We start from the raw sequence: 26,147 nt of genomic DNA, 5'->3' as shown, positions 1-26,147 counted from the left end.
AGCGCCCGGGGGCCGGGGCCGCCGGGGCCGGGCTCCCGGTCGGTACTGTGGTCCGATCGATCGTCGAGAGGTGCCCCCGTGGTTGAGAACCCTGCCGAGTCGCACGCCGGACCCCGGCGGCCACTGCTGCAACTGACCGGGGTGAGCCGCTCGTACGGCGACCGGGCGGTCCTGCATCCGATGGACCTGGCGGTGGCCGCCGGCGAGTGCGTCGCGCTGATCGGCCACAACGGATCGGGCAAGTCCACGCTGCTGCGGGTCGCGGCCGGCCGTGACCTGCCGAGCTCCGGAACCGTCCGGTTCGACGGACTGGCGATGGACGAGAACGACCCGCGGATCAGGGCCCGGGTGGCGGTCGTCGGCGACACGGTCGCCTGCTATCCCGACCTCACCGTGCGCGAGCACCTGCTGCTGGTGGCGGTCGCGCACGGCGTCGCCGGCGCCGCCGAGTGGGTCCAGCAGGTCCTGGAGGACCGGATGCTCGCCGAACGGGCCGACGCACTGACCTCCGCGCTCTCCTCCGGGCAGATGCAGTCCCTGCTGCTGGCCTGCGCGCTCGTCCGGCCACGGGACCTGCTGCTCCTGGACGAGCCCGAGCAGCGCCTCGACCCCGGCGCCCGCCGACGGCTCGCCGACCTGATCAAGGCGGAGCTCGCCGACGGCGTGGCTGTGCTGCTGGTCACCCACCACGCCGACCTCGCCCTGGCGGTGGCCGACCGGGTGGTGGAGCTGGAGGAGGGCCGCATCCTCCGGCAGGGCGCACCCGAGGAGATGCTGGCCGCCGAGACCTCGGGCGTCGGGGCCCTGGGCGCCGCGCACCGCGGGGAGGGCCGGTGAGCGCGACGGACGGCACGGCGGTCGCAGCGGAGGACGCACCCGACGGCACGCCCGCCGACGGAACACGTGTCGGCGACGGGTCCGTCGACACGTCGCCCGTTGACGCAGCGCCCGTCGACGAGTCGCCCGTTGACGCAGCGCCCGTCGACGAGTCGCCCGTTGACGCAGCGCCCGTCGACGAGTCGCCCGAAGAGTGGAGCGATGACGACGACTGGACCGACGAAGCGCTGGCCCTGCTGCGCGCCCTGCGCACCCCGCACCGCCTCAACCGCGCCCGCCAGGTCGCCTACGCCCTCTACTGCACGGTGCTCGTCCTGATCGTCTGGGGAGGCGTTCCCAGCCTGGGGCTGTTCCTGCAGGCCGCGATGGGCGCCGACTACACCGGCCACGGCCCCGCGCTGCTGGCCGCCGCACCCGGCGGCATCGCCGCCGTCGGACTCGCCGTCCTGCTGCTCGCCGTCCGCGACGGCCTCTGGCGCGGGCCGGTGATGCCGCCGCGGGCAACGATCGACTGGCTGCTCGTCCACCCCGTCCGCCCCGGCCCGGTGCTGCGCCCCTGGTTCCGGCTGTCCTGCGGGCTCGCCGTGTTCCCCGGGATCGTCGCGGCCGCCGGTGCCATGGTCGTCCTCGGGCTCACCGTGCGGGCCGGCCTGCCCGCCACCCTCGGCTGGTGCCTGCTCGGCGGGACGTGCCTGCCGCTGCTCGGCGTCTGCGCCGCACTGTCCGTCCAGCGGAGCGAACGGGCGGCCCGCCTGGCGCGCCGGCTCACCCCGTACGCCACCGTGCTGGTCCTCGCGCTCGCCGCACAGAGCGCCCTGGCCGCCACCGGACACTCCGTCCACTGGCTGGACCGGGTCGTGCTGTGGTCGGGCCCCTGGGGCTGGGCGGGGATCGCGGCCCTGGCGCCGACACCGGCCGCCGTCCCGGGCGCCTGGGCCGCCGGCGCCCTGCTCGTCGTGTCGACCGTCGGGTGCCTGGTGCGCGCCGACCGGGCCGCCGCCACCGTCTCGCTGACCCTGCTCCGCGAACGGGCCAGGAACGCCGCGAGCGTCCTCGCCGCCCTGCGGACCGTCGAACTGCGCGCCGCACGACTGGCCGTGAACGCGGCCTCCGGTGGTGACCGCCGACTGAAGGTCCGCCTGCCCGCGCCGCGCAGGGCCTGGCTCGTCGTGTACTGGCGGGACACGCTCGCCCTCCTCCGCTCGCCCGCGCGGCTCGGCCGCGCCGTGCTGCTCACCGTCCCGGCGATGCTGTGCGCCGTGCCCGCCCACACGGCCCGGGGGAGCCTCCTCCTGGCCGCCACCGGCCTGGCCCTGTCCTTCGGCTACCTGGCGGTCGCCCAACTGCTGGAACCGGCCAGGATCGACACGGACGACGTGCGCCGGGCGTTCTGGACGCCGTACCCGTTCGCCGGCCTGATGCTGCGCCACGCCGTCGTGCCGACCGTGCTCGGCCTGCTGCTCGGCGCTGCCGGGAGCGCGGTGGCCGTGCTCTGCGGCGCCGGCCCGGCGGCCTGGCTGGCCCCGGCCGCCGTCCCGGCCCTGGTCGCTGCGGGGCTGGTGAACGCCTGCCGGGGCGCCGCCCGCCGCGACCTGCTGTACCGACCCGCACGGGCGACCGGCGGTGGCGGCGGCAACATCGCGGCGTTCGCCGCCTGGTACGCGGCCGGCCCGGCCGTGGGCGTGCCGCTGCTGGTGCTGCCGTTCTCCGCCGCCCTGCACAGCGGAACGGCGGACTCCCTGCTCCGGACGGCGGCCTTCGGCGCGGTCGTGGCGGCGGGGCTGCTCCACTGGGCCAGGGCCAGGGCGGCGAAGCTGCCCGCACAGGCGGGCCCGGGCCGGGTCGGCTGAGGTCGCGCTCCGCGCGCGGACCGTCCCTCCCCGGCGGGGACGGGGGCGGGGGCGGGACGCGGTCCGGGCGCGATGGGCGTTACGGCGCCGGGGTGCGTGGTCGCCCGGTGGGCGGGCCGTCGCGGCGGAGGACGTGATGATCCCACCTGGCCGGCGTCCTCGGCGATCGCCTTCCCAGGGGTGTCCGGAGGCGCCGAAGCGCAGGTCGTCGGCGAGGAGGGCGGCGTGGTCGCCGTCCGGGCGGGGCCGCCGCCGGTCGCGGTCATGGACCGACCAGGGTATGCGGGTCGACGTCGCCGCCGTCCCAGCCGTGGGTGGAGAATCCGCGTCCCCCGGACAGATAGTGGGTGACGGCTGCGTGCGCGGTCGGGAACATCGGCAGCGGCAGCGCGCCGACCGGCGACCAGCACACGTCGAGGTGCTTGTCCGGTTCGGCGTTCGTCAGCTCGCCGTGCCAGGTCGTGGCGAGGAAGACCGAGAGCAGGAACGGACCCTTGCCGTCCCAGCCCTGGCTGACCTGGACCGTGTGCACGAGCTGCAGGTCCTCCGGCGTGACCAGCAGCCCGGTCTCCTCCTGCAGCTCGCGGGCGGCGGCCTCGTCGAGGCGCTCACCGACCTCGACCTTGCCGCCGGGGAGGGTCCACGCCGGAGTCCGGCTCCAGCCGTCCGCGGCGTAGTGCATCGTCGCGACCGTGCCGCGGGGAAGGTCGTGGGCGATGACGGCCACGGCCTGGCGAAGGCTCTCCACGGTGCTACCTCCAGGTGTCACGGGGTCGGGGATCAAGAAGGCGGGGCGGGGTGGCGCAGCAGGTCCAGCACGGTGCGGGCGTAGCCGAGGACCTCCTCGTCGCGGTGGTGGTCGAGGGCCCAGCGCAGGGCGGGCGGTCGACGGCTGCCCAGGCCCGGTACGCCGCCCACTCCCCGGGCGTCGGTTCGGGTCCGTAGCCGGCGAGGAACGCCGTGCGGGCGCTCGTTGGGCGTGGCCCCGGCCCGGACCGCGATGTCCTCCTCGGACGGCCCGGCCGCACGGGCGCGGTCGAGTTCCCTTCGGCGTTCCCGGTGCCAGGGCAGCTGCTCGCCGACCACACCCCCGCTGATCGGACGGGCGTGGAGGCGCGCCGCGAGCAGACCGGCCTGCCGGTGGACCTCGCGTTCCTCGGCCGGGCCCGGGGTTGCCCCCACGACCGGGGTGCCGGGCAGGGCCGTGGTCACGACGAGCAGCGAGTCGGCATCCGCGGCCAGCAGTGTCGGGGCGCGCCCGGGACCGAGCGCGGGGACGAGCCGCCGGTAGGCCGTCGTCTCCCGCCGGTGCATGCGTTCGTTCCGGTGGCGCTTGGCGAAGAGGCGGCGCCCGCCACCGCTGCGGACCTCCCGGACCGTCGGCTCGCCCGCCCGGTCGTGCGAACGCACTGCGAGCGGTTCACAAGGACCCGCCGTCGCGCGCAGCAGCCGGACGGCGTCGTCGGGGAGGGCGGGTGCGGTCATGCCGGCCGACTCAGGGTGGAGAGCAGGTTGCCGCGGGCGATCTCGCCCAGGGCGTGCACGGTGTACGGGACGGTGTCGGCCGGCAGCCGGTCGAGCGGCCACCAGCGGAGTTCCTCGCACTTGTGCGGTTCCGCGTTGCGCACACGGCCGCCGTGGCGTCCGGGACGGAAGAAGAGCTGGAGACGGCTGCGGTCGGGGTTCGCGCCGAGATGGTGCAGGGTGTGGACCAGTTCGAGGTCGTCCTCCGCGATGGTGATGCCGAGTTCCTCCTCGGCCTCGCGGGTCATCGAGCGGGTCACCGGTTCGCCGCGCTCCATGTGCCCGGCCGGGAGATGCCACAGGCCGGCCGCGAAGCTGGTGTTGCGGCGCCTGCCGAGCAGCACCCCGCGTTCGTCGGCCAGCACGAGGTGGACACCGACGACCAGCGTCGGCGGCTCGGCACTCGTCGCGTGGCGCCCGGCGTGCGCGGGGCCGGTCGCATGGCCGTCCGTACGGCCGTTCGCAGGGGCGTCCGTACGGACGCTCGTGTGGCCGTTCGCGTGGTCGGGCTGGGTCATGAGGTCCTCCCGGTGGGTCGGTCGGCCGCCGGCGAGAGCAGCGGCAGGTAGTGGTGCAGGTAGGGCGCGGCCTTCGGGCCGGGCACCTCGCCGAGGGGGATCAACCGGTCGGCACGCCCGCCGTCCCCGACGGGTCGGCGGCGAGCCGGTCGAGCAGCCGGCGCTGGTGGCCGCCGATCGTGGGCATCCGGTCGGCGGCGGCCCATCGGTGGTCGTCGTGGTCCGGTGAGAGCGCGATCGGGGTGCCGTCCGGGACCACCGTGGTGAAGACGAACTGCCGTGCGCGCAGACCGGACTGGGTGGTGAAGTCCACACTGCGTGCGTACTCCAGCGGCAGGTCGGTGAGACCGGTCTCCTCGGCCAGTTCCCGTGCCGCGCCGGCCGGCAGCGACTCGCCCTCCTCGCGGCCACCTCCGGGGTACTCCCACGCGCCGGGCGGAACGTCGTGCGGGGCCCGGCGGATCACCAGCACACGGCCGGACCGGTCGCGGACCACCACGCCGATGCCGATCCACTCGATGCCCTCCCGGAGGGCCAGGTCGGTCAGCACGTCGAAGTCGGTCATCAGGGACTCCTCGGTCGTCGGGGCGGTCACGGCCGCAGCCGGCCTACGGCGGGCAGGCCGGAGTTCCGTGCGGCGGTGGCCAAGTGGGCTACTGAGAAAGCGAGTTCAGGCAGGTGTGAGCGGCTGGCGCCGATGATGCTGCTGTTCGAATGCCTCGTTCAAACGGATTTCCTCCAGGCGATCCCTGGTCGAATCGGACCTTTTCGAGCATCTGCCGGGAGGAGGGGATGGCGCCTGCTCCATGGGTGCGACGGACCTGGGCAGGGCCGCGGAGGCCAGTGGTCAGGCGGCGAGCGGGCGTTCGAGCCGCGGCCCGTTCGACCGGATCCGAGGCGGTCGCGGTCGCCTTCGCGGGCGAGGAGGCCGCGCGGCGCTTTGCCTCGTACGATTCACCCGTTCGGCTGGTCAACGGCCCGAGCAGGTTTCCGACCGCGGGGCTTGTCGGGATGTCGAGCGTGCTCGGGGTCCTGCGGGCACTGCCGGTGGATCGCCGTTCAGGCGTCGCTCCGCGGCCGGCCGTCGGCGCAGGTCCGCACGGTACGCGCCGGGGCCGCGTCCTCGTGCAGATGCGCCTCGACGGCACCGAGGTGCTGGTCGTGGGCGACGACCGGGTCGTCGACGGGGCCGAGCAGCCGAACGCTCCCGGCGGCACCTTCACCTTCACCGGCAGCCGCCCCACCAGGTCGGCGGCGGACGGTTCCCGGTGGTCGATCACCCGCCGATGCCCGCACGGCTCCGCCGCCGGGACGCCGGAATTCCTGCCGCGCCGCGCCCCCGTCGCACGATGCCCGGGCAGCCGCGCACGGCCGCATCCGGCGGCCCGAGCTGTCAGGCCGTCAGGCGCGCTGCGGGGGCGGTCAGCCGGCCGGGTGTCCCGGTTCGACGACGAGGAACTGGCCCATCATGCCGTCGTCCTCGTGGCGCATCAGGTGGCAGTGGAACATGTACGGACTCTGCGGGTCGGTGTAGTCGCGGAAGACGACGGCGAGGCGCACCGAGCCGGACGGCGGCACGGAGACGGTGTCCTTCCAGCCGGCCAGTTCCGGCGGGGGTGGGCTGCCGTTGACGTCGAGGACCTGGAAGTGGTTGTCGTGGACGTGGAAGTTGTGCACCCGGTTGTGGGTGTTCCTCACCGTCCAGATCTCCGGGACGTCCACGGTGGCCGTGGCGTCGATCCGGTTCATGTCCATCGGCCGGCCGTTGATGGTGTTCCCGTCGAGCGCGAAGGTGCGCGCCACCGCGGCGGCGGTCACCGGCGGCGGGATCGCGGCCAGTTTCGAGGGTGTCGCGGGGGCCGTGCGGAGCTCCGCGTCCGGGTTGAGGAGCAGGAGCTCGAACTCCTCGCTCAGGGCGGCGCCGCCGGAGGGTCCGCGGCCCTTCCTGGCGGGCAGCGGCGCGGGGAAGGACCGCAGGGTGCGCGGCCGGCCCGCCTGCATGGCGACGACGATCTCGGCCCGTTCACCGGGGGTCAGTGCGAGGCGGCGCAGCCGGACGGGTGCCGCGAGGAGCCCGCCGTCGGAGGCCACCATCTCGAACTCGCTGTTGTCGTCCAGGCCGAGTTCGTAGACCCGCATCGTGGAGGCGTTGAGGATGCGCAGGCGCACCCGGTCGGTGGTGACCGGGACGTACGCCCCGGTGATGCCGTTGGTCGTCACCGTGGGGCCGATCAGTCCCGTCCCGGCGTCGTCGCGCTCGTCCAGGGTGCCGTCGGTGTTGAGCTTCTTGTCCTGCACGATGACGGGGAGGTCGTCGACGCCGTACTCGTGCGGCAGACCGGTGTCGGCGCCGGTCCCGTCGTCGACGAGGAAGAGGCCGGCCAGGCCGCGGTAGGTGTGCAGTTGGGTCGTGCCGTGGGGGTGCGGGTGGTACCAGAGGGTCGCCGCTGGCTGGGCGACCGTCCAGGACGGTTCCCAGACCGCGCCCGGTTCGATCGGCTGGTGGGGGCCGCCGTCGAAGCGTGCGGGCAGGTGCATGCCGTGCCAGTGGACGGAGGTGGCCTCGGGCAGGCCGTTGCGGACCTGGACGCCGACCGTCTCACCGGTGCGGGCGCGCAGCGTCGGTCCGAGGATGTCCTGCGAGTAGCCCCAGGTCGGCGTGGACTTGCCCGGCACGATGCTTGCGATGCCGGGCCGCGCCTCCAGGTCGAACCACCGGACGCCGTTCTCCGTCCGGGACTCGGCGAGCGGCGGGACGGGCAGCCGCCGGTAGCCGGCGGGTCCGGGTCCGTCGGACGCCCCGCCCTGCGATTCGCCGTCCGGCGGGGCCTTCCGGACGGCGCCGGAGACGCAGGCGGCCGCCAGGACCGGTGAGGCGACGAGGCCGGCCAGTACTGCGCGTCGAGACCACACACCCACTCGGCCACCTCATGACGCCGGTCGGACAGAAGGCACTCCCGACGGGCCGTGCTGCGAGGGCGCCGTCGGCGCACATCGGATAATCCGACGAGCGGTTCGAAGCTAACACCGGAGGCGCGCGTGGAGCGTCCACGAACCGGGCGTGGCCGTCACCGTCGCCGCAGACCACTCGTTCGTACGAGGGGGGTGCCGAACTGATCACCCGTGAGATCGGTGCGCCGGCCTCGGCCGCGGCCCGCGAGGCGGACGCCCGCCGGCCGCTGAGCACCACCGCGGAGAGGCGGCCCCCGGCCACCCCCGGCGACCTCGGGCAGCCGTGCGGTCGACCACGATGTCCCGGACGCGACCCCTCGACGAACGGAGCACCCGTCATGACGACCATCGCCTACGGACCGCACCCGGACCAGGTGGCGGACCTCCACCTGCCGCGGTCGGGCCCGGGGCAGGCACCGGCACCACTCGTCCTGCTGCTGCACGGCGGCCTCTGGCGCGAGCCGTACGACCGGTCGGGACTGTCGCCGCTCGCGGCGGACCTGGCCTCGCGCGGCTGGGCGGCGGCCAACGTGGAGTACCGGCGGGTGGGCGGGGGCGGCGGCTGGCCGACGACGTTCCTCGACGTCGCCCGGGCGGCCGACCTGCTGCCCGCAGAGGTCGGCCGGGTCGCCGGAGGGGCGGTGGACCCCGGCCGCGTCCTGCTGCTCGGGCACTCGGCCGGCGGACACCTGGCCCTGTGGGCGGGCCTGCGCCACCGCCTCCCCGAGGGAGCGCCCGGACGCAGTGCCGAAGCGCCGAGGCTCGCCGGCGTGGTGGCCCTGGCCCCGGTCGCCGACCTGCACGCGACGTACGACCTCGGCCCCGGCGGCGAAGCCGTGGCCGACCTGCTCGGCGGCGGTCCGGCGCAGGTCGCCGAGCGCTACGCCGCCGCCGACCCGGCGGCCCTGGGGAAGGTCGACCTGCCGACCGTGGTGGTGCACGGCGAGCAGGACCGGAGCGTTCCCGTGGAACTGGCCCGTCGCTACGCCGAGACGTGCGGCGCCCGCCTGCTGACTCCGGGGAACTGCGGCCACTTCGACCTCGTCGACCCCCGCACCCCGGCCTGGCCCGAGGTCCTCGCGGCCATGGACGACCTGCTGGCCCTGCCCGGCGTGTGACACCCGCCGCCCGGAACGGACACGACGCGGGGGCCGGGGCGGAGAAGGCCGGCACGGGAACACGTACTGCGGCCGGGTACCGCGGCTGACTGCGGTACCCGGCCGCAAGCGACCCCGGGGCTCAGACCTCCCGGGGCCCAGACCTCCCGGGGCTCGGGCAGCGCCGGACGGGGACGGGCCGGCGGTCGGTGACCCGACCGGGCGAGGTGTTCGCGTCCTCGTCCACCGCCCCCGTCGCTCACCTACTGGCCCGGGCCGGTCGGAGCGCCGCCTCACCGGCGGTCCGACCGACCCGGGCGAGTTGCCCCTCCGCGTGCTCAGACGCGGTCGGCGGCGATCAGGACGTACTGGAACGAGCCGTCCTTGTAGGAGTTGATGAACGCCTCCTCGATGCCGGTGACCAGCGAGGACGTCGCCCGCAGCTCCCAGTACGGCAGGGTGTCCGGGGTCAGGTCGACGACGGCCTGCGGGACGAGGCGGTTGTCGGCCATCGCCTGCAGGTACTCCCGGCGGGAGTGGATGTTGCACTCGAAGTGCGCGTTGATCTGGGAGACCCACTTCGAGGGCTGGCCGTACCGGGGGTTCCAGCAGCCGGTGATGGTGACGTAGCGACCGCCGACGCCGAGGATCCGCGAGTGCTCGGCGAAGAGGTCCTGCAGGTCGACGTACATGCTCGACTCGTTGTTCCAGGACGCCGAGACCGTCCCGGTCTCGAACGGCATGTGGAGCATGTTGCACACGCGGGCGCCCACGTGGTCGCCGATGCCCAGGTCACGGGCGCGGCCGTTGGCGAACTCGGCCTGCTTGGCCGACAGGGTGACGCCCTCGACCTTGCAGCCGAAACGCTGGTGGGCCATCACCATCGAGCCGCCGCGGCCGCAGCCGGCGTCCACGAGGGTCCCGTCCGTCCCGATGGTCCCGAGGTGGTCCAGGAGGACGTCGGTCTGCGCAGACTCCAGGCGGTGCAGCTCGGCGATCAGCTTCTTCTCGTACGTGCTGTCCTCGGGGTCGCCGAGCGCCGCACGGTCGATCTCGCCGATGCCGTAGTGGTGGTGGTAGAGACCGTCGACGTCGCCCAGACGCAGGTTCACGGGCCGGGCCTCGTGGTCCCAGTAGCGCGCGATGTCGCCCTGGTAGGGAGTCGCCGGGCCGGGGATGACGGCCGAGGCGGGGGCGGCGGCGAGCTGAGTGTTGGTCACAGATGAATCCGTTCTTACCAGAAATCGGGCAGGCTGTAGCGGTAGGTGTTGGTTCGGTGCCAGTAGTGGTTGCCGTCGACCCAGGCGGCCACGCCCCGCAGGAAGCGCAACGCGCGCGGATCGGGTAGCTCGGCGGCCAGGTCGGCCGCCGCGCTCTCGAAGGCGTGCATCAGGTCGTTGTGGACCTCGACCGCCTTCAGGTAGCCGTCGCGGGCGGAGCAGTCCTCGCGCTCCGCGATCACCACCGGGAGGTTCAGGTGCCGGCCGGGGCCGGCCAGCTCCTTGGTGTACGAGTACAGGTCGTTGACGATGGTGGTCGCGTTCCCCGCGAGCGCGATGACCCGCTGCATGGCGGGCAGGGCGTGCAGGTCCGCCGGCAGCTCGTAGCCGCCCACCGTGTCGGTGATGGTCGGGCAGGGGCGGAAGTTGTTGAACTGGCGCATCGCCAGGTACTCCCACACCTCCGGCACGTGGTCCGTCTCGGCCCAGGCGGCCTCCGCGAGGTACCCGAGGTGCAGCCTGGCCATGTCGTGCCGGTACCGGTCGGCCTGCGAGTGGCCGGCCTGCTGGACGAAGTACTGCATCGCCGAGCGGTAGGCGCGGCGCGGTGCGTCCGCGTGGAGCGACTCCGCCCAGTCCGGCTGGTACTCGGTGGTCGTGTGGAGCGGGTCCAGCGCGGTGTGCGCCAGCAGCAGACGGCCGCCGAGGCCGACGGGGGAGCCGCCGTGGTCCTCGCAGTAGCAGTCGTCGAGGGCGTTCTCGGCCGCCATCAGCCGGGTGGCGATCATCAGGTGGTCGACCGACGGCGCGTCGGGGTGGCACGCGACCATGTAGCGGCCCAGCGAGAACCCGTCGAACTGGTCCTCCCAGTCCGGCGGGAAGAGCTCCACCTCGTCCACCGCCCACGCCTTGATCCGCCGGCTGACCTCCTCCACCCGGTGGGGGTCGGGCTCCGCGATCGGGTGGTGGTAGAGCCCCGGGACGGGCCGGCCGGCCACCGGCTCGGCGGCCCGCTCCGGCGCCGCGGACGGCATTTTCTGGAGGGGCAGGTAGAGCCCCGCCGTGCCCAGGCCGCTGGGGCCGCGCAGGATCTGCTGCAGCGCCGGGCTCGGCGTGCGGGGTGCGGCGGCGGCCTGCGGCACGGGCACGGGTGCGTCGGCCGGGGCGGGTGCCGTCCCCGCGGCCGGCGGGAGGACCGAGGGCGGGCCCGGCAGGACGCCCCCCGGTCCTCCGGCGCTGCGGCCGTGGGCGAGGGGACCGGGGCCGGTCCCGGTGGAGGGCAGGCTCGACTGCCCGGGCAAAGGCGCAGGGACGGGCATCCGTAGCTCCTTGGTCAGGTGTGGGAACGTCTCGGGTCCGGGCACGTCGGGCGGGCCCGACGACGGTGGCGCCGGAGGGTGTCTGTGGGCGGGCACTCCGGGCGTGCCGCGCACGTGGGCCCGTGCCGGTCGCGGCGGACCGTCCCGGGGCGTGCCGGAGCAAGGCGCCGGGTGTCGAGGTCCGGCGCCCGGTGCCCGGCGGCTTCCGCGGTGCGTGCGCCGGTACGGCGGCGCGCAGCTCACCACTCGCCGGGGCGGTCCGGATCGGATCGGACCGGCGAGGAGAGGGCGGGGTCGGCGGTGCTAGCCCTGCCTGCGGCCGATCTGCACGTTCTCCAGGACACCGAGCGCGTCGGGCACCAGGATCGCGGCGGAGTAGTACGTGCTGACGAGGTAGGAGATGACCGCCCGCTCGTCGATGCCCATGAACCGCACCGACAGGCCCGGCTCGTACTCGTCCGCGAGCCCCGTCCGGTGCAGGCCGATGACGCCCTGCTTGTCCTCCCCGGTCCGCATCACGAGGATCGAGGTGGTGTTCTCCGCACTGATCGGGATCTTGCTGCAGGGCAGGATCGGAACGCCGCGCCAGGCGGGGACCTGCTGTCCGCCGAGGTCGACGTGGTCCGGGTACAGCCCGCGGGCGTTGAACTCGCGGCCGATCGCCGCGATCGCCCTGGGGTGGGCGAGGAAGAACCGGGAACCCCGTCGGCGACAGAGCAGGTCGTCGAGGTCGTCGGGGGTCGGCGCACCGGAGTGGGTCTGGATCCGCTGCTTGAACGCGGCGTTGTGGAGCAGGCCGAACTCGCGGTTGTTGACCAGCTCGTGCTCCTGGCGCTCGCGCAGCGCCTCGACGGTGAGCCTGAGCTGCTCCTCCGTCTGGTTCATCGGCTCGTTGTAGAGGTCGGCGACCCTGGTGTGGACCCGCAGGACGGTCTGGGCGAGGGACAGCTCGTACTCGCGCGGCTTGAGTTCGTAGTCGACGAAGGAGCCGGGCAGCTCGACCTCGCCGGTGTGGCCGGCCGACATGGCGATCTCGGCCTCGCCGTGCTTGTTCTGACGCTGGAGCGGGATCGCCGAGAACCGCTCGACGTGCGCCCGCAGCTCCGGTGCCGAGTCCAGCACCGCCCGGAAGTCCGCCCGTGCGAGCGTCAGCAGGGTGCCGGAGGTCTCGGCCGTGGCGGTGACGTCCCACACCGCCTCGCCGTCCAGCAGGGCGTGCCCGCCGAAGTGGTCGCCGTCGGCCAGCACCGCGACGGACACCGTCTCGCCGTACCGGCCCTCGGAGGCCTGGGCCACCCGGCCGTGGGCGATCAGGTGGATCCGCTCGGCCGGGGTGCCGCGCTCCACCAGCACCTCACCCGCGCGGAAGTCGCGCTGGACGCAGCGGCCGGCCAGCGCGGTCAGCACGGCCAGGTCGTCGAAGCCGCGGAGCACGGCGAGTTCACCGAGCTCACGGGGGATCACCTGCACGCGGGCGCCGTTCTGGACGAACTCGATCCGACCGTCCCCGACGGTGTAGGTCAGCCGCCGGTTCACCCGGTACGTCCCGCCCTCGGCCTCCACCCAGGGGAGCATCCGCAGCAGCCAGCGGGAGGTGATCTCCTGCATCTGCGGCGCGGACTTGGTCGTGGTGGCGAGGTTCCGGGCAGCGGCCGTGCCCAGGCTGCTCGGCCCGGTCGGCTCGGAATGCGTCGACTGGCTGGTGTCCACCGTCATCGAGCAGGCTCTCCTTCAGTTACAGCGGTGACCGGCACAGTCCATGTCGTACGTGACCGGGGCGAACGGAGCGAACGTCCACGCAGGCCGCTGGCCTCAAGGAGGAAACTAGCCGCCGGCGCGGCCAGTTGGCGCTGTACACCCCTCGCATTGCCTCGATGTGGTGATCTTTTCCGGCGGCATGTTTGTGATCGTCGAGGCTGCATACGATGCACGGTTCGGACTCTCCGCGTCGCTGCCGTCCCCTCGACGCTACGCGGGTGATACCCGCCGTTCCTACGGTGGTCGGGTGAGGCGCGGTTCCGCCGGCCTCCGGCCGGCCGGTGCCGGCCGGTCGGCCCGCGCCGGACCCGCGCCTCCTGCGCTCGAACGACGGACACACCGTGCGCGTCGGGCGGTTCCGCGAGCCGCACCGCAGCCGCGGCGGCCGTCGACGCCGGGGCGCAGCCACCCGCCGCCGTGCCGCTCCGAGGCACGGCGGCCTCCCGGAAGGATCCTCGTGACACCCAGCAACACCGTCGGTTCCGCGACCCGCAGGCGTCTCCTGCGGGCCGCCCTGGTCGGCACGGCCATGGCCGGTGCGATCGGCATGACCGCCACGACCGCGTCGGCCGACGCCTCGGTCGCGAACTTCACCCTCGCCCAGCACGACTGGACCGCCGGCGCCCACACGGCGGCGGACAACGGCATGGCGGAGCTGGACTTCCAGGCCGACGGCAACCTGGTGCTCTACAAGTTCACCGGGGCCGACGTCTACCCGGTCTGGGCCTCCGGGACCAAGGGCAAGGGCGTGGTCCGGGTGGACTGGTCCAAGTCCGGATACGTGAAGCTGCTCAACGCCTCCGGCGGCATCGTCTGCACCCTGGGCGCCCTCAACCCGGCGCCCGGCGGGCACGCCAAGCTCAAGGACGACGGCAACCTGGTCTTCTACAACACCGCCGGCAAGGCCACCTGGTCCACCGGCACCTCGGGTGCGGCGCGCGGCAACCTGAACTACTGCTACACCTGAGCCGCCCGGGTGTCCGTCGTGTCCCGTCGACGGACGGACGGGACCGGCCTCGGCGAGAGCGCGCCCCCTGCGCGTCAGAAGCCGCGGAAGACCCCTGCCGGGTCGAGCCGCGCGGTCTCGACGACGTCCACGAAGTCCAGGTTCGCGATCGACAGGTTCGCGTGGATCTCGTGGATGCCGGCGGGGACGGCCCTGACCGATCCGCTGTGGGTCGCGAACTCCTCGTCGTTCTCGCACTCGTCCCGGGTCACGACGGCCACCGCCAGCAGCGCGTGCTCGGGGTCCCGCATCGTGGTGTCGTCGGCGAGGAAGACGACGCTCAGGTCCTCGTCCGCGGACACGGCGGCGATCACGTCGCCGACCGCGGCGCCGGACCACGCCGGGTCGTCGACGACGTGGACGTCGGCCTCGACGGCCCCGTCGCCGCACGGCCCCGACAACGCGGCGAGCAGGGACCGCCAGGCCGGCTCGTCGCCGAAGTCGGTCCGGACGACCAGTGCGGCGAAGTCGGGACGGCCGGTGACAGCAGGCAGCACTCGGGGCTCCGGTTCCACGGGTGTGCGGACGGGTCCAGGATGCGGGTCCGCACCGACAACCGGCCGACCGGCCCGCGACCGATCGACCGCGGGGCCGGGCGGTCGGTGTCCGCATGCGCGTGTTTCGGCCCCTTCCCGCCCCGCGGTCGGCGGCCGGGCCTACCCGCCGATTCCCGTCCCCGGGGGGAGGGCGAACGGGTCCTCGGGCAGGAAGCAGCCGTAACCCTGCAGCACCTGGGGGTCGTCGAAGACGAGCTGGGTGATCTCGCCCGCGGGGGAGAGCCCGTTCGGGCGGTCCAGGTCGTGCAGGAGCTCCGGGCCGGGCGGACCGGTGTGCCCGGGCGGCCCGGCCGCGAGCCGCCCGAACCGCTCCAGCAGCGCGAACACGGCGTCACGGACGTCCCGGACCTGCTCGGCCGCCGTCTCCTCGGTGGCGCCGGGGGTGAGCTCGCGGTAGGCCGCCCGGGCCGCGGCCAGGAACCGCTCCGGATCGGCGATCACCACGTCCTGGCGCGTCCGCACGCTGACCACCATGCCCGCGGCCGGGACCATCGGTTCGTCCATCGCACCACGGTATCCGGCCGGCGGTGCGGCCCCGGCAGCGGCCCGCGCCGGAACACCCGGCAAGGAGTCCGGAGTTGGCCGGATCTCGACCCACCACTCCGTGTGATGGTGAATGATCACAGCGTGAGCGTGTGGTGGATGAGACGCAGGGACGATCTGCTGGCCCAACTGGCAGCCCTGCTGGTGTACTTCGGCGCGGACCTGCTGGAGGACCCGGGTACCGGCGAACTCGCCCGCACCGCGGCCGTCCTGGCGGGGGAGTACCTGGTCAGCGACCGGGGTGAGGAGGTCCGCCGCGCGGCCGTCCTCCTCAAGGAGGCCGCCGCCGAACTGCACGCCGCCGACCGCTTCCGCGGCACCCTCCTTCCCGTCGTCAACCGCCACCTGCGCTGCGCCGTCGCCCTGTTGGTGCGCGCCCGGGCAGGCCTGGGAACGGCGGCCGGACCGGCCGCCGCAGGGCGCCCGCACGCCGGGGCGATCCGGTAGGCCCCGGCAGGCTGCTCCGGGGCCCGGCGCAACCGGCATCCGTTCGCGTGCGTCTCGACCGGTGGCGACATCGGCAGGCGTCGCCTCCGAGCGCCGTACGGGTCGACCCGCACGGCCACGAGGACCAGGAGCCCGATCCGTGCGCGACGAGACGGCAGTGCCCGACGAGACGGCAGTGCGCGACGAGACGGCAGTGTCCGTCGAGGTGGCAGCGCCCGCCCTCCCCTGGCCGCCCGCCCCGATCAGGACCGAGCGACTCGTGCTCCGTGAGTCCGAGGCCCGGGACCGTGCGGCGTTCATCGAGATGCTGGCCTCGCCCGAGGTGGGCACCTACGTCGGGGGCCACCGGACGCGCGACGAACTCGAGCGCGCACTGCCCGCGGTGCCCGGCCGCCGTCCCGGGCTCTTCACCGTCGACCTCGACGGGGCGATGATCGGCACCGTCACGCTGGAGAAGGCGACGGGGCACTTCCCGCAGGCCGCCGGGAGGGCCGAGCTCGGCTACCTCTTCCTGCCACAGGCCTGGGGCTCGGGCTACGCCGCCGAGGCGTGCGCGGCGGCACTCGACTGGTTCGCGTCCGTGCTCCCCGGCGAACCCGTCGTACTCGCCACCCAGACCGCCAACGCCCGCTCGATGCGCCTCGCGGCGAAGCTGGGGTTCGTCGAGGCGGAGCGGTTCGAGGCCTACGGTGCCGAGCAGTGGCTGGGCGAGTGGTCGCCGACGCCGCACCGGGCCTGACTGCCGCACGCCCCCGCATCCGCACCCGCAGGGCCGTGCAGGTCCGGGATACGCGGGTAGACGCGTAGGGTCGACCCGGACGGACGGGCCTGCGTGGACGAAGGGTGGTGGAGACGGGTGACCTCCGATGCACGGACGGCGACGGTGTCCGTCGTCCGCACCTCCTTCGCGACCCGGGATGCCGACACGGCCAGGCACTTCCTGGACACGGCCTACGGCTCCAGCCTGCGCCTGTCCGGTCTGACCGGAGGTGCCAGCCTGCGGTACGAGCGGATCGACGCCGGCCTGTTCACCCTGGACCGGATCACCCTGCCGGGCACGCTCTCCTTCGCCTGCGAGCCGCTGGACGGCCTCATCGTCAACGACGTCCGCGCCGGGCACCTGGAGGTCGACTCCGCCGGCGGCGAGCAGCGCGCCGGGGCGGGCAGCCTGGTCCTCAACCCGGCGGGCGTGCCGTACACCGCGCAGAGCACCGGCTGCACGATCAACAGCACGACCCTGTCCGCCGAGGTCGTCCGCAGCACCGCCGGTGTCCCGCTCGACGAGCCGGACGCGCGGCTGAACCACTCCGCCGCCCCCGTCACGCCCGCCGCGGCCCGGCTCTGGCGCGCCACCATCGACCTGGTCGCCGACCAGCTCGGCCACGACGAGGAGCTGCCGGCCCTCCTGGTCTCCAGCACCGCCCGGCTGCTCGCCGCCTCGGCGCTCACCGTCTTCCCCGCCCGGGCGGCGCACGATCCCGCGCCGGCCGACGAGACGGACGCCACCCCCACGACCGTCCGGCGGGCCACCGCGTTCATCGAGTCCCACGCCGGCCGGGACGTCACCCTCGCCGAGATCGCCGACGCCGCCTACGTCACCCCCAGGGCGCTGCAGTACGCGTTCCGCCGCCACCTGGGGACCACCCCGCTCGCCCATCTGCGGACCGTGCGCCTGGACGCCGCGCACCGGGAACTGCAGGCCGCCGACCCGGCCACCACGACCGTCACCCAGGTCGCGATGCGCTGGGGCTTCGCCCACCCCGGACACTTCGCCGCGCACTACCGCGAGGCCTACCGGACCTCGCCGAGCGCCACCCTGAACGGCACGCCCTGAGCCCGATGCCGCCGCGGCACCGCGGGCTCACAGCTCTTGCGGCGCCCGACGATGCTGCGGTGGTCGTCGGCGACCACCAGCCGGTCCGCGGACTGCTCGCCGTCCCGGTGGAGCCGGTAGGCCGGCACGCCCACCCCCGATCCCGGCACGTACGTGGTGACCACGGGCCTGAACATCTCCGGCGGGAAGACGGCTCCGGCAGTCACGGGAGGCCGGGATCGGCGAGAAGGGAGTCGCGTGAGATGCGCTCCGAAGGATTTCCCGGAGGAATTCCCGTGCGTGTTCGCATTCACCAGTGCACTTGATGCGAATCCAGTGCGGAGCGTACGGGCGCGGCATGATCGCGGGACCGATGTCGTCCCGGCCCGCGTGTCGCGGCGTGCGTGCGCCGCCCGTCCCGACGGCGCGTCACGGCCGACGTCCGGGGGATGACCGGAGGGGGTCGGGGCGACGTGTTCCGTTCAAGCCCCGATCACCCGGCCGTGGCACCGTATGGCCGCGCCTACGCGCGTAGTGCGCATCCGCCGTTCCCCGCTGGCACGAGGAGTGCTGACACGTGATCAGAGCCTTCCACACCGCCCGCCCGGTGGCCCTCGCCGCCGCCGCGCTCGTCGTCCTCGCCGGTGCGAGCGCCCTGCCGCAGCGGGCCGCCGCGGCCGGGACCGCGACCGCGCACTCGACCGTGACCTCGACCGCGGCGGGCACCCCGAAGCGGATCCTCTTCGACAACAGCAAGGCCGAGACCGCCGGCAACGCCGACTGGATCATCTCCACCAGCCAGCCCGACCCGCTGGGCCAGAACGCCAACCCCACCACCGAGACCTCGTGGACCGGCGCCCTCTCCGCCTGGGGCGTGGCCCTGCAGCGGACCGGCCAGTACAGCCTGAAGACGCTCCCCGCCGGGTCCACCATCACCTACGGCACCGGCGGCGCGCTCGACCTCGCCAACTTCGACGAGTTCGTGCTGCCCGAGCCCAACGTCCGGCTCGGCGACGCCGAGAAGACCGCCGTGATGACGTTCGTGCGAAACGGCGGCGGGCTCTTCCTGGTCTCCGACCACACCGTCAGCGACCGCAACAACGACGGCTGGGACTCGCCGGCGGTCATCAACGACCTGATGACCGGCAACAGCGTCGACGGCACCGACCCGTTCGGGTTCTCCGTCGACCTGCTGAACATCGCCAACGAGAACCCGCGCGCCGTCGCCGACACCACCGACCCGGTGCTCAACGGCGCCTTCGGCACGGTGACCGGCTCCATCATCCGCAACGGCACCACCTTCACCCTCAAGCCCGCCGACAACCCGGCGGTCAAGGGCCTGGTCTACCGCAGCGGCCACAGCGGCACCACCGGCGCCTTCTTCGCGACCTCCGCCTTCGGCAGCGGCCGGGTCGCGATCTGGGGCGACAGCTCGCCCATCGACGACGGCACCGGCCAGTCCGGCAACACCCTGTACGACGGCTGGAACGACCCCGCCGGCACCGACGCGGCGCTCGCCCTCAACGCCACCGCCTGGCTCGCCCGGGGCGGCGGCAGCAGCACCGGCACTGTCGCCCTCACCGACCCGGGCGCCCGCACCGCCACCGTGGGCACCGCGACCGGCCTCCAGCTCGCCGCCACCGACACCGCCGGCGGCACGCTGACCTACACCGCCACCGGCCTGCCCGCCGGCCTGAGCCTCAACGCCGCCACCGGCCTGATCAGCGGCACGCCGACCGGCACCGGCACCTCCACCGTGACCGCCACCGCGACCGACTCCACCGGCCCGTCCTCCTCGGTCACCTTCACCTGGACGGTCAACCCCGGGGGCGGCTCCGGCTGCACGGCCGCCCAGCTGATCGCCAACCCGGGCTTCGAGACCGGCTCCACCTCGTCCTGGACGGAGACCAACAGCGGCGGCGCCTCCACCGTCAACAACAGCTCCGGCGAGCCGCCGCACTCCGGCGGCTACGACGCCTGGCTGGACGGCTACGGCACCACCAACACCGACACCCTCGCCCAGACGGTGACCCTGCCGACCGGCTGCACCAGCTACACCCTCGGCTTCTGGCTGCACATCGACAGCGCGTCCTCGACGACCACCGCCTACGACAAGCTGACGGTCACCGCCAACGGCACCACCCTGGCGACCTACTCCAACCTCAACGCGGCCTCCGGCTACCAGCAGCGGACCTTCAACCTCGCCGCCTACGCCGGACAGACCGTCACCCTCACATTCACCGGCGCCGAGGACTACACCAAGCAGACCTCCTTCGTCCTCGACGACATCACCCTCAACGTCTCCTGAACACCGACCGGTCACCCGCCCGGCAGCGGGTGACCGGAACACGGCCGGCCCGCCCCCGGGCGTTCGGGTGCGGGCCGGACCGGTGCGCCGGGATCAGCCGGCGGCGGAGAGGGAGTCCGGCACCAGGGTCGGGCCCGCCGTCCCGGTGGCGGACGGGTCGCCGAACAGGTTGGCGGTGACCTGGCCGCCCGTGCCGACGGTCCACAGGTCCGGGTCGCCGTCCGAGTCGATGTCCGCCGCCCGGAGCTCGACGTCCGCACCGGTGTTCCAGCCGGTGGCCACCGGGAAGGACCGGTAGGTCAGGGCGCCGGTGTTCGGGTCGGCGGCCAGGTCCTTCCACAGGTCCAGCTCGCCGGTGGACCTCTTCCACAGGAACAGCGCGGTACCGGTGCCACCGCCCGGGGCGGCGACCTCGGTGGAGGCGATCGTCCAGTCGTTCCAGTCGGTGCCGCCGTCCGGCGTGCGGACGTTCAGCGCCACCGGCATGTCGAACGTACCGGTCGTCCAGCCCGCCGGATACAGCGTGAGCGCGGTGCCTCCGGAACCGTCCGGCGCGATGCCCAGCAGGTCCGGGAACCCGGTGGCACGGCCGGAGACCGTCCCGGCCTCCGCGACCTGCGAGGGGTGGTTGCCGGACCAGTCGGTGAGGTCGCCGTTCGGGCCGCCCGCGAGCAGCGCGCCGCCGCTGCCGTCGCCGCCGCGGACCCCCAGGTGGCCGGCCCGGATCCCGGCCGGGTGGTAGAACAGGACGTCCTGGAAGGAGCCGGCGGTGAACCGGCCGGCCAGCGCCACCGTGCCGTCGTAGTCGGCGGGGGTGGCCTCGGTGTTGTAACCCGGGCCGGCCGCACCGATGTTCACCGCAGGGCCGACGTGCCCGTCACCGGTGCCCGGTGCCAGCCAGATGCCCGAGGGCAGCCCGTTGCGGCCGCCGACCGTCACCAGGTCGGGCACGCCGTCACCGGTCAGGTCGGCCGTGGTCAGGTTCGGCGGCGGCGCCGCGGCGGAGAAGAAGAGCTGCGTCGAGCCGCCCGGGTTGCCGCCGGGCGACACGCTCGTCACCGTCAGCGAGTTGACGGCCGTACCGGGCGTCAGCGTGATCACCGCACGGCCGGCGACCGCCGCGACCTCCACCGGGGCGCCGACGTTCAACTGGTACCGGTAGCCGGCCGGCACCGAACCGTCGGCGGGAGGTGCCACGGTCACGGTGACCGGCTTGCCGATCACCGCGCCGCTCGGCTCCGGCACCACCGGGGCACCCTGCCGGGTCGGGTCGAAGGAGAACCGGCAGGCCGGCGACCACTGGCTCTTCCGGCCGTCCGCGTCGGCCCGGAACTGCCACACGAAGTCGGTGATCCGCCCGGCGGCGGCGCCCTCGAAGGACGCGGCGGGCACCTGCACCACCGCCTCCTGGCCCGATGCCACGGTCAGCTGCCCCGGACCCACGGCCGTCACCACGGTGCCGTCGGCCCGGGTGAGCCGGAACTCGGCGCCCAGCGCACGCCCTGACGGACTGTCCAGCCTGGCGCGGAAGGTCACCGACGTGTCACCCAGCACCGTGCCGCCCGCGCACGAGCTCGCGGGGGAGGTGGCGGGGGAACCGACGGAGGGGCGGTCCTTGCCCGCGGGCTGCGCCGAGGCGGGCTGCGCCGAGCCCACCGCGACCAGCACCACACCGACGGCCGCCGAGACCGCCGTCGAACGTCCGAAACGACGCGTGGAAGAAGAATGCACGTACGGCATCGCTCTCTACCGGGGGCCGGTCGGCCCCGATCGGCCCACACCGTAGTCCGGATGATTCGGCCCCGCACGGAATTTCGAACTCCGGTCGGACGTGCCAGGTCCTCGCCTGTGGCGTCAGTGCGGGACGTGCTGTTCGCCGAGCGTGCGCAGGCCGCGGGTGAGGGCGGTGCGCTGCGATGCCGTGAGCCCCGCGGTCAGTTCGGTGTCCGCGGCCTCGGCGGCCTCCGCGCAGCGGGCGAGCAGCTGCCGGCCCTCCGCGGTCAGTGTGAGGACCTGGCGGCGGCGGTCCTCCGGGTCGCGGACCCGTTCGACCGCACCGAGCTCCTGGAGCTGGTCGGCGAGCGCCACGATCAGGCTGGGGGCCACGCCGAGACGGGTGGCCAACTCCTGCTGGGAGGCCGCCGATCCGGCGTCGAGCGCGGCCAGCAGCCCCGCGTGCTTGGGCTTGAGCCCGAGCGCGTCGACCCGGCCGGCGAAGCGGTCGGCCGCCAGGGCGCCGAGGGTGCCCAGGTTGAAGACGATCGTGGCGCGCAGTGCCGCCGCTCCCTTGACATCGCTCATGACGAGAATGGTACCGTCCTCATATCGTTCAAAGCTCGAATGATTTAGGGGGAGACGGAATGGGCGGTCTGTCGGCGGTCAACGCGCTGGCCGCGCTGGTGAGCGCGGGATCGAGCGTGGCCGGGGTGCTCCGCCCCGGACTGGGGCTTCCCGCGGGCGAGCCGGTCACGGCCGGGACGCACGTCTACGCCCGCGCCTACGCCGCGCGGGCGGTGCCGCTGGGGATCGCGACGGCGGTCGCCGTGGCGGTGGGCAGTGCGGCCGTGGCCGGGCCGATGCTGCTGGTGTCGGGCCTGGCACAGGTCGGGGACTCGGCGATCGGCTTCCGGCAGCGGAACCTCGGCATGGGGTTCGGGGCCGGCGCGTTCGCCGTGCTGCACCTGGTCTCCGCCTGGTGGGTGGCCCGGTGAGCGGGGTGACGGCGGTCGAGGCGGCGGCGTTCGGCGCGGAACTGGCCGTCTACGCGGCGGCCGGCTGCTGGGCGTGGCGCCGGCCGGGTCGGCGCTCCCTCCGGCTGGCCGGCACCGTGGCGGCAGTCACCGGACTCGCCGTGCTGTGGGGTCAGTTCGCGGCCCCGACGGCGGACCACCCCCTGCACGGGCCGGCCCGGGCGGCGTTCGAGGTCTGCTGGTTCGGGGCCGGGGCCGCAGCGGCGATCCGCGCCGCCACCGCGGGGTCACGGCGGGACCGGCGACGCGGCGGCCCGGGAGCGGAGCCGGAGGGCCCTCGCACCCGGTGAGACTCCGGCCGGACTGCGCGGTGCCGGCCGCGGCGACCGGGCCGGGCCGCGCGAGCGGGATGTCACACATCCCGCGCAAGGGGGACAGGGACAGCCACAGACCCGCGCAGCAGCCACCGGCGACCGCGAGCCACAAGGCGGTGCGGACGCCGGGGAGGGCGGCGAGTCCGCCACCCGCCAGACCTCCCCACAGCAGCAGGAAGTCGCGGTTGCGCCAGATCGAGGAACGTCCTCCGTCGCCCTCCGTCCGTCGGATCGTGCCCCCGGAGAGCGGGCGCCGTCCCGGGCATCGGCGACGATCCCCGAGGAACGGGCGGAGGCGGACCCGTCCCGGCCGTCGGCGTCGGGCGCTACGCTCTCGCCGGGAACGTCGACGAGGGGTGGGGCTCATGGCGTACGGCGGGGACGTGCTCGCGGGGAACGGTCCGCGGAAGGCGGGCGGGGGAGGGCTGACAGCGATCGGTGCGCTGCTGCTGGTGTACGTGGCGATCTTCGCGATCGCCACGGTCATCAGCATCGTGCAGGGCAACTTCGCCTATCTGATCAGAATGGCCGACAGGAACGCCGAACTGCCCGCCCTGGCGGTGGCCGGCTACTTCACACCGCTCGCGGTCACCCTGGTGTCGACGTCGGTGCTCGCCGTCCTGGCGTTCAGGGGAGTGACCTGGGTACGGCCCGCCGCGGCGGTGCTCCTCCTGGTGACGACGCTCTCCGCCTCCGGCCAGGATCTCTTCGTCCAGCTGACCAACCGCCGCTTGAACGGCTTCCTCGACCTGCCGTTCGACACGATGTTCATCGTGCTGCAGCCGTACCTCGCGCTCGTCGTGGCCGTCGCCGTGGCGGTCGTCGCGATCGCCACCCGCGCGCCCCGGCCGGGCCCGGGCGGCACCTTCGTGCCGCCGCCGTACCCGCCCACCATGCCGCCGCCCGCGCTGCCGGCCGACCGGCCCGGCTCCGCACCCTGACCGCCCGACCCTTCAGCGGGCGCCGCGAAGACGATCGGCGGAGGGCGGAACCGCTCCCGTGTGCCGTGCGTCCTGCCGGATCATGAGGAACGGTCGTGCCGGAGGATGTCTGGCGGGGTGTCTGCTGCCCTTGGCAGCGGTGCTGTTGGTGGTGAGTCTCGCGTGGACCGTCGAGGTCGAGGGCCCACCCGAGCTGAGCGTCGGGATCCGGGAGAACCGGAGCTTCTTCGCGTTGGGCACCCTGGTGCTGAGCGCGCTCGCAGCGCTGGGCGCGGTGGCGGCGGTGCTGCGGGGCTCGCGATGGCGGCTGGCCGCGGTCGGCGCGCTGGGTGCCCTGGTGCTCGCCGGCGTCGGGGTGCGGGTGGCGGCGCTGTCCCCGATGCTGCCGTGCGGGATGTACATCACCCACGAGGACGACGGGTCGTACCGCTGCGTCGATCGGTGAAGCCGTGCCTGCCACGGGCGTTCGGGCCGGTGGGGTGCCGGAGCGCCGCCGGACCCGCACCGGCACCCTGGAGCGGCCCCGCCGCCCCGGCCGGCGCGGATGCGCCCGGTGCGGTCAGTGGTACTCGCAGAGGTAGGCGGTGTCGCCCTCGACCTTGAGGTGGAAGGCGCTGTCGCCCGGGACCTCGAAACGGGTGCCGGCGGCGAAGACCTCCCAGCCGTCGGCGCCGGGCAGCTTGACGGTCAGCGCGCCGCTGATCACGTGCATGGTCTCCGGGGCGGCCGTGGTGAACCGGTAGTCGCCGGCGGCCATGACGCCGACGGTCGCCCGCCCCTTCTCCCGGGCGAAGGCGATCGACTTGACCGAGCCGTCGAAGTACTCGTTGACGCTGAACATGGGCATCCCCCTCGGGGAACGTGCGGGAGCGGGAGGACTGCTCGCCGCCGGTCGGTATCGGCAGGGGAAAGCTACCGGTGGCGGCATCCGTGCCGGCGATCCGTCTCGCTCTGCGAACGCGTCCGTCCGGTGACCCCGCGGGCGGGATCCGGCGGGCGGGACGGCCCGGAACGCCGTCCGCACCTGGGAGGCCGCACCACGGGAAAGCACGGCTCCATCTCCCGTTCCACCGTATATCGCAAGGGGGATCTTGCCGCAAGGCCCCCTTTCCGGGCGATCATGGCCGTCCGCGCGACGGGACGCGGCGGTAGAACGGGGAGCGAACATGAGGGTGCTGTTGTCCACGATCGGCTCGCGGGGCGAGGTCCAGCCGGTGATCGCCCTGGCCCTGCACCTGCAGGAACTGGGACAGGAAGCCGTGGTGGTCGCACCGCCCGACTTCCAGGAGTGGGCGGAGTCACTCGGGGTCACCTACGTTCCGGTCGGCCCGGAACTGCACAGCACGGCGAAGCGGCCGACCGGGACGGTGCCCACGCCCGAGCAGCGACGACGGATGATCGAGGGCACGGTCGCCGAGCAGTTCGCGGTCGTGGGCGCGGCCGCCGAGGGGTGCGACGTCGTCGTGGCGGGCGGCGCCCTCGCGGTCGCGGCCCGCTCGGTGGCCGAGCAGCGCGGCGCCGGCTACGTGTACGCGGCCTTCGCGCCCATGACACTGCCCTCGCCGCACCACGCTCCGCCCGTCTTCGGACTGCTGGGCGACAAGCCGACGGACGGCACGACCGACAACCGGACCCTGTGGGCCCAGGACGCCCAACGCTGGAACGGCATGTGGGGCGCGGCCCTCGACGCGCAGCGCGCCGCCGTCGGGCTCGCCCCGGCCGGTGACGTCAGGCGCCACATCTTCACCGACACCCCCTGGCTCGCCGCCGATCCCGTCCTGGCACCGTGGCCCGGCCCGTCGGAGCTCGACGTCGTCCAGACCGGCGCCTGGACGCTGACGGACCGCCGCCCGCTCCCGCCCGAACTCGAAGCGTTCCTCGACGCCGGCGAGCCGCCGATCCACTTCGGATTCGGCAGCGTACGAGTCCCCGAGGGCATCGCCCGGACGATGATCGCCGCCGCCCGCGCCGTCGGCCGCCGCGCCGTCCTCGCCCGCGGCTGGGCCGACCTCTCGCTCGACGAGGCCGCGCCCGACTGCCTGGTGATCGGCGAGGTGAACCAGCAGGCCCTGTTCCCGCGCGCCGCCGCGATCGTGCACCACGGAGGAGCCGGCACCACCACCACCGCCACCATGGCGGGGACGCCCCAGGTCCTCGTCCCGCAGATGTTCGACCAGTTCTACTTCGCCCACCGCGTCGACCGGCTCGGCATCGGCTGCGCCCACCCGGGCAGCAACCCGACGGTCGACTCCCTCACCACGGCGCTGCGAAGCGCCCTCGAACCCCGGACCGTCCGGGCCGCCCGCACCCTGGCCGACCGGATCCGCACCGACGGCGCACTGACCGCAGCCCGCCGGCTGACCGGGGAGCATCGCTAGGAGTCGCCTGCAAGC

27 protein-coding genes are annotated in these 26,147 nt (G+C 74.2%); 13 read left to right on the top strand and 14 right to left on the bottom strand.

Translation table 11 applies throughout. From position 1 onward, the window contains the following. Positions 1-180 precede the first annotated feature (180 nt). Positions 181-837, top strand: a complete 657-nt coding sequence (locus IE98_RS0122310; RefSeq protein WP_078661210.1) for an ATP-binding cassette domain-containing protein — start codon at positions 181-183, stop codon at positions 835-837. Then, on the top strand, positions 834-2,687 hold the full coding sequence (locus tag IE98_RS0122305; protein WP_199922946.1) for a hypothetical protein: 1,854 nt from the start codon (positions 834-836) through the stop codon (positions 2,685-2,687). The genes IE98_RS0122310 and IE98_RS0122305 overlap by 4 nt, the downstream gene beginning before the upstream one ends. A 262-nt stretch (positions 2,688-2,949) precedes the next feature. On the opposite strand, the gene IE98_RS42870 is transcribed toward IE98_RS0122305, so the two are convergent. The 5 genes from IE98_RS42870 to IE98_RS0122275 all read right to left on the bottom strand — a co-directional run bounded on the left by IE98_RS42870 (position 2,950) and on the right by IE98_RS0122275 (position 7,642). Continuing rightward, on the bottom strand, positions 2,950-3,435 hold the full coding sequence (locus IE98_RS42870; RefSeq protein WP_234443632.1) for an NUDIX domain-containing protein: 486 nt from the start codon (positions 3,433-3,435) through the stop codon (positions 2,950-2,952). A gap of 32 nt (positions 3,436-3,467) precedes the next feature. Further along, positions 3,468-4,172 (bottom strand): hypothetical protein, encoded by a 705-nt coding sequence (locus tag IE98_RS44895; RefSeq protein ID WP_052390818.1) that lies wholly within the window; start codon positions 4,170-4,172, stop codon positions 3,468-3,470. Next, the gene (locus IE98_RS0122290; protein WP_052390817.1) at positions 4,169-4,729 is read right to left on the bottom strand and encodes an NUDIX hydrolase; all 561 of its coding nucleotides are present in this window, start codon (positions 4,727-4,729) and stop codon (positions 4,169-4,171) included. Before IE98_RS0122290 ends, IE98_RS44895 begins: the two co-directional genes overlap by 4 nt. Positions 4,730-4,829: 100 nt before the next feature. After that, positions 4,830-5,294, bottom strand: coding sequence for an NUDIX hydrolase (locus IE98_RS0122280; RefSeq protein ID WP_159401018.1), 465 nt, complete (start codon positions 5,292-5,294; stop codon positions 4,830-4,832). 857 nt (positions 5,295-6,151) lie between these two features. Beyond that, entirely contained in the window at positions 6,152-7,642 is a 1,491-nt protein-coding gene (locus tag IE98_RS0122275; RefSeq protein ID WP_030271558.1) for a multicopper oxidase family protein, read from the bottom strand. 377 nt (positions 7,643-8,019) lie between these two features. Here IE98_RS0122275 and IE98_RS0122270 point away from each other — a divergent pair, with 377 nt between their 5' ends. After that, positions 8,020-8,799, top strand: a complete 780-nt coding sequence (locus IE98_RS0122270) for an alpha/beta hydrolase family protein (protein WP_052390815.1) — start codon at positions 8,020-8,022, stop codon at positions 8,797-8,799. Between the two features lie 317 nt (positions 8,800-9,116). On the opposite strand, the gene IE98_RS0122265 is transcribed toward IE98_RS0122270, so the two are convergent. From IE98_RS0122265 to IE98_RS0122255, 3 genes are all read right to left on the bottom strand, one after another. Then, positions 9,117-9,998 (bottom strand): geranyl diphosphate 2-C-methyltransferase, encoded by an 882-nt coding sequence (locus IE98_RS0122265; RefSeq protein ID WP_030271555.1) that lies wholly within the window; start codon positions 9,996-9,998, stop codon positions 9,117-9,119. Positions 9,999-10,012: 14 nt separating this feature from the next. Then, on the bottom strand, positions 10,013-11,317 hold the full coding sequence (locus tag IE98_RS0122260) for a family 2 encapsulin nanocompartment cargo protein terpene cyclase (RefSeq protein ID WP_030271553.1): 1,305 nt from the start codon (positions 11,315-11,317) through the stop codon (positions 10,013-10,015). Positions 11,318-11,620: 303 nt separating this feature from the next. After that, a complete protein-coding gene (locus tag IE98_RS0122255) occupies positions 11,621-13,033 on the bottom strand; it encodes a family 2B encapsulin nanocompartment shell protein (protein WP_030271551.1) in 1,413 nt (470 codons plus the stop codon). A 499-nt stretch (positions 13,034-13,532) separates the two neighbouring features. Here IE98_RS0122255 and IE98_RS44890 point away from each other — a divergent pair, with 499 nt between their 5' ends. Continuing rightward, positions 13,533-14,042 carry a hypothetical protein gene (locus tag IE98_RS44890; protein ID WP_052390814.1) on the top strand — a complete coding sequence of 170 codons (510 nt, stop codon included), beginning with the start codon at positions 13,533-13,535 and terminating at the stop codon, positions 14,040-14,042. A 74-nt stretch (positions 14,043-14,116) separates the two neighbouring features. Here the strand turns inward: IE98_RS44890 and IE98_RS0122245 are convergent, their stop codons facing one another. Together IE98_RS0122245 and IE98_RS0122240 are read right to left on the bottom strand one after the other, a co-directional pair. Next, a complete protein-coding gene (locus IE98_RS0122245; RefSeq protein WP_234443631.1) occupies positions 14,117-14,578 on the bottom strand; it encodes a DUF6924 domain-containing protein in 462 nt (153 codons plus the stop codon). Positions 14,579-14,737: 159 nt separating this feature from the next. Continuing rightward, positions 14,738-15,142: a hypothetical protein gene (locus tag IE98_RS0122240; protein WP_030271544.1), complete on the bottom strand. Its 405-nt coding sequence runs from the start codon at positions 15,140-15,142 to the stop codon at positions 14,738-14,740. A gap of 138 nt (positions 15,143-15,280) precedes the next feature. Between IE98_RS0122240 and IE98_RS0122235 the strand changes: the two genes are divergently transcribed. The 3 genes from IE98_RS0122235 (at position 15,281) to IE98_RS0122225 (ending at position 17,462) form a co-directional block, all read left to right on the top strand. Beyond that, positions 15,281-15,628, top strand: coding sequence for a hypothetical protein (locus tag IE98_RS0122235; protein WP_030271543.1), 348 nt, complete (start codon positions 15,281-15,283; stop codon positions 15,626-15,628). Between the two features lie 205 nt (positions 15,629-15,833). Further along, positions 15,834-16,367, top strand: a complete 534-nt coding sequence (locus IE98_RS0122230; protein WP_030271540.1) for a GNAT family N-acetyltransferase — start codon at positions 15,834-15,836, stop codon at positions 16,365-16,367. Between the two features lie 117 nt (positions 16,368-16,484). After that, the gene (locus IE98_RS0122225; RefSeq protein ID WP_078661205.1) at positions 16,485-17,462 is read left to right on the top strand and encodes a helix-turn-helix transcriptional regulator; all 978 of its coding nucleotides are present in this window, start codon (positions 16,485-16,487) and stop codon (positions 17,460-17,462) included. On the opposite strand, the gene IE98_RS0122220 is transcribed toward IE98_RS0122225, so the two are convergent. After that, complete coding sequence (locus IE98_RS0122220) at positions 17,420-17,668, bottom strand: hypothetical protein (protein WP_159401017.1); 249 nt, start codon at positions 17,666-17,668, stop codon at positions 17,420-17,422. The genes IE98_RS0122225 and IE98_RS0122220 overlap by 43 nt on opposite strands. Before the next feature lie 350 nt (positions 17,669-18,018). Here IE98_RS0122220 and IE98_RS46625 point away from each other — a divergent pair, with 350 nt between their 5' ends. After that, a complete protein-coding gene (locus IE98_RS46625) occupies positions 18,019-19,749 on the top strand; it encodes a putative Ig domain-containing protein (RefSeq protein ID WP_052390813.1) in 1,731 nt (576 codons plus the stop codon). 93 nt (positions 19,750-19,842) lie between these two features. On the opposite strand, the gene IE98_RS52010 is transcribed toward IE98_RS46625, so the two are convergent. Together IE98_RS52010 and IE98_RS0122205 are read right to left on the bottom strand one after the other, a co-directional pair. Then, a complete protein-coding gene (locus IE98_RS52010; protein ID WP_159401016.1) occupies positions 19,843-21,480 on the bottom strand; it encodes an FG-GAP repeat domain-containing protein in 1,638 nt (545 codons plus the stop codon). Between the two features lie 123 nt (positions 21,481-21,603). Further along, positions 21,604-22,050 (bottom strand): MarR family winged helix-turn-helix transcriptional regulator, encoded by a 447-nt coding sequence (locus IE98_RS0122205; RefSeq protein ID WP_078661201.1) that lies wholly within the window; start codon positions 22,048-22,050, stop codon positions 21,604-21,606. Between the two features lie 59 nt (positions 22,051-22,109). On the opposite strand from IE98_RS0122205, the gene IE98_RS0122200 reads away from it, so the two are divergent. The 4 genes from IE98_RS0122200 to IE98_RS0122185 all read left to right on the top strand — a co-directional run bounded on the left by IE98_RS0122200 (position 22,110) and on the right by IE98_RS0122185 (position 24,199). Further along, positions 22,110-22,460, top strand: coding sequence for a hypothetical protein (locus tag IE98_RS0122200; protein ID WP_052390812.1), 351 nt, complete (start codon positions 22,110-22,112; stop codon positions 22,458-22,460). Then, entirely contained in the window at positions 22,457-22,789 is a 333-nt protein-coding gene (locus tag IE98_RS42860; RefSeq protein ID WP_199922945.1) for a YrdB family protein, read from the top strand. The genes IE98_RS0122200 and IE98_RS42860 overlap by 4 nt, the downstream gene beginning before the upstream one ends. 389 nt (positions 22,790-23,178) lie before the next feature. After that, entirely contained in the window at positions 23,179-23,754 is a 576-nt protein-coding gene (locus IE98_RS0122190; protein ID WP_030271526.1) for a hypothetical protein, read from the top strand. A gap of 151 nt (positions 23,755-23,905) precedes the next feature. Beyond that, entirely contained in the window at positions 23,906-24,199 is a 294-nt protein-coding gene (locus IE98_RS0122185; protein WP_159401015.1) for a hypothetical protein, read from the top strand. A 114-nt stretch (positions 24,200-24,313) separates the two neighbouring features. Here the strand turns inward: IE98_RS0122185 and IE98_RS0122180 are convergent, their stop codons facing one another. Beyond that, positions 24,314-24,595 carry a pyrimidine/purine nucleoside phosphorylase gene (locus IE98_RS0122180; RefSeq protein ID WP_030271520.1) on the bottom strand — a complete coding sequence of 94 codons (282 nt, stop codon included), beginning with the start codon at positions 24,593-24,595 and terminating at the stop codon, positions 24,314-24,316. 325 nt (positions 24,596-24,920) lie between these two features. Between IE98_RS0122180 and IE98_RS0122175 the strand changes: the two genes are divergently transcribed. Beyond that, complete coding sequence (locus IE98_RS0122175; RefSeq protein WP_030271519.1) at positions 24,921-26,132, top strand: glycosyltransferase; 1,212 nt, start codon at positions 24,921-24,923, stop codon at positions 26,130-26,132. Positions 26,133-26,147: the final 15 nt, after the last annotated feature.

Source organism: Streptomyces sp. NRRL B-24484, assembly GCF_000717715.1.
Lineage (GTDB): Bacteria > Actinomycetota > Actinomycetes > Streptomycetales > Streptomycetaceae > Kitasatospora.
The sequence above is the reverse complement of the archived record's forward strand: the minus strand, read 5'-3'. Positions and strand labels throughout refer to the sequence as shown.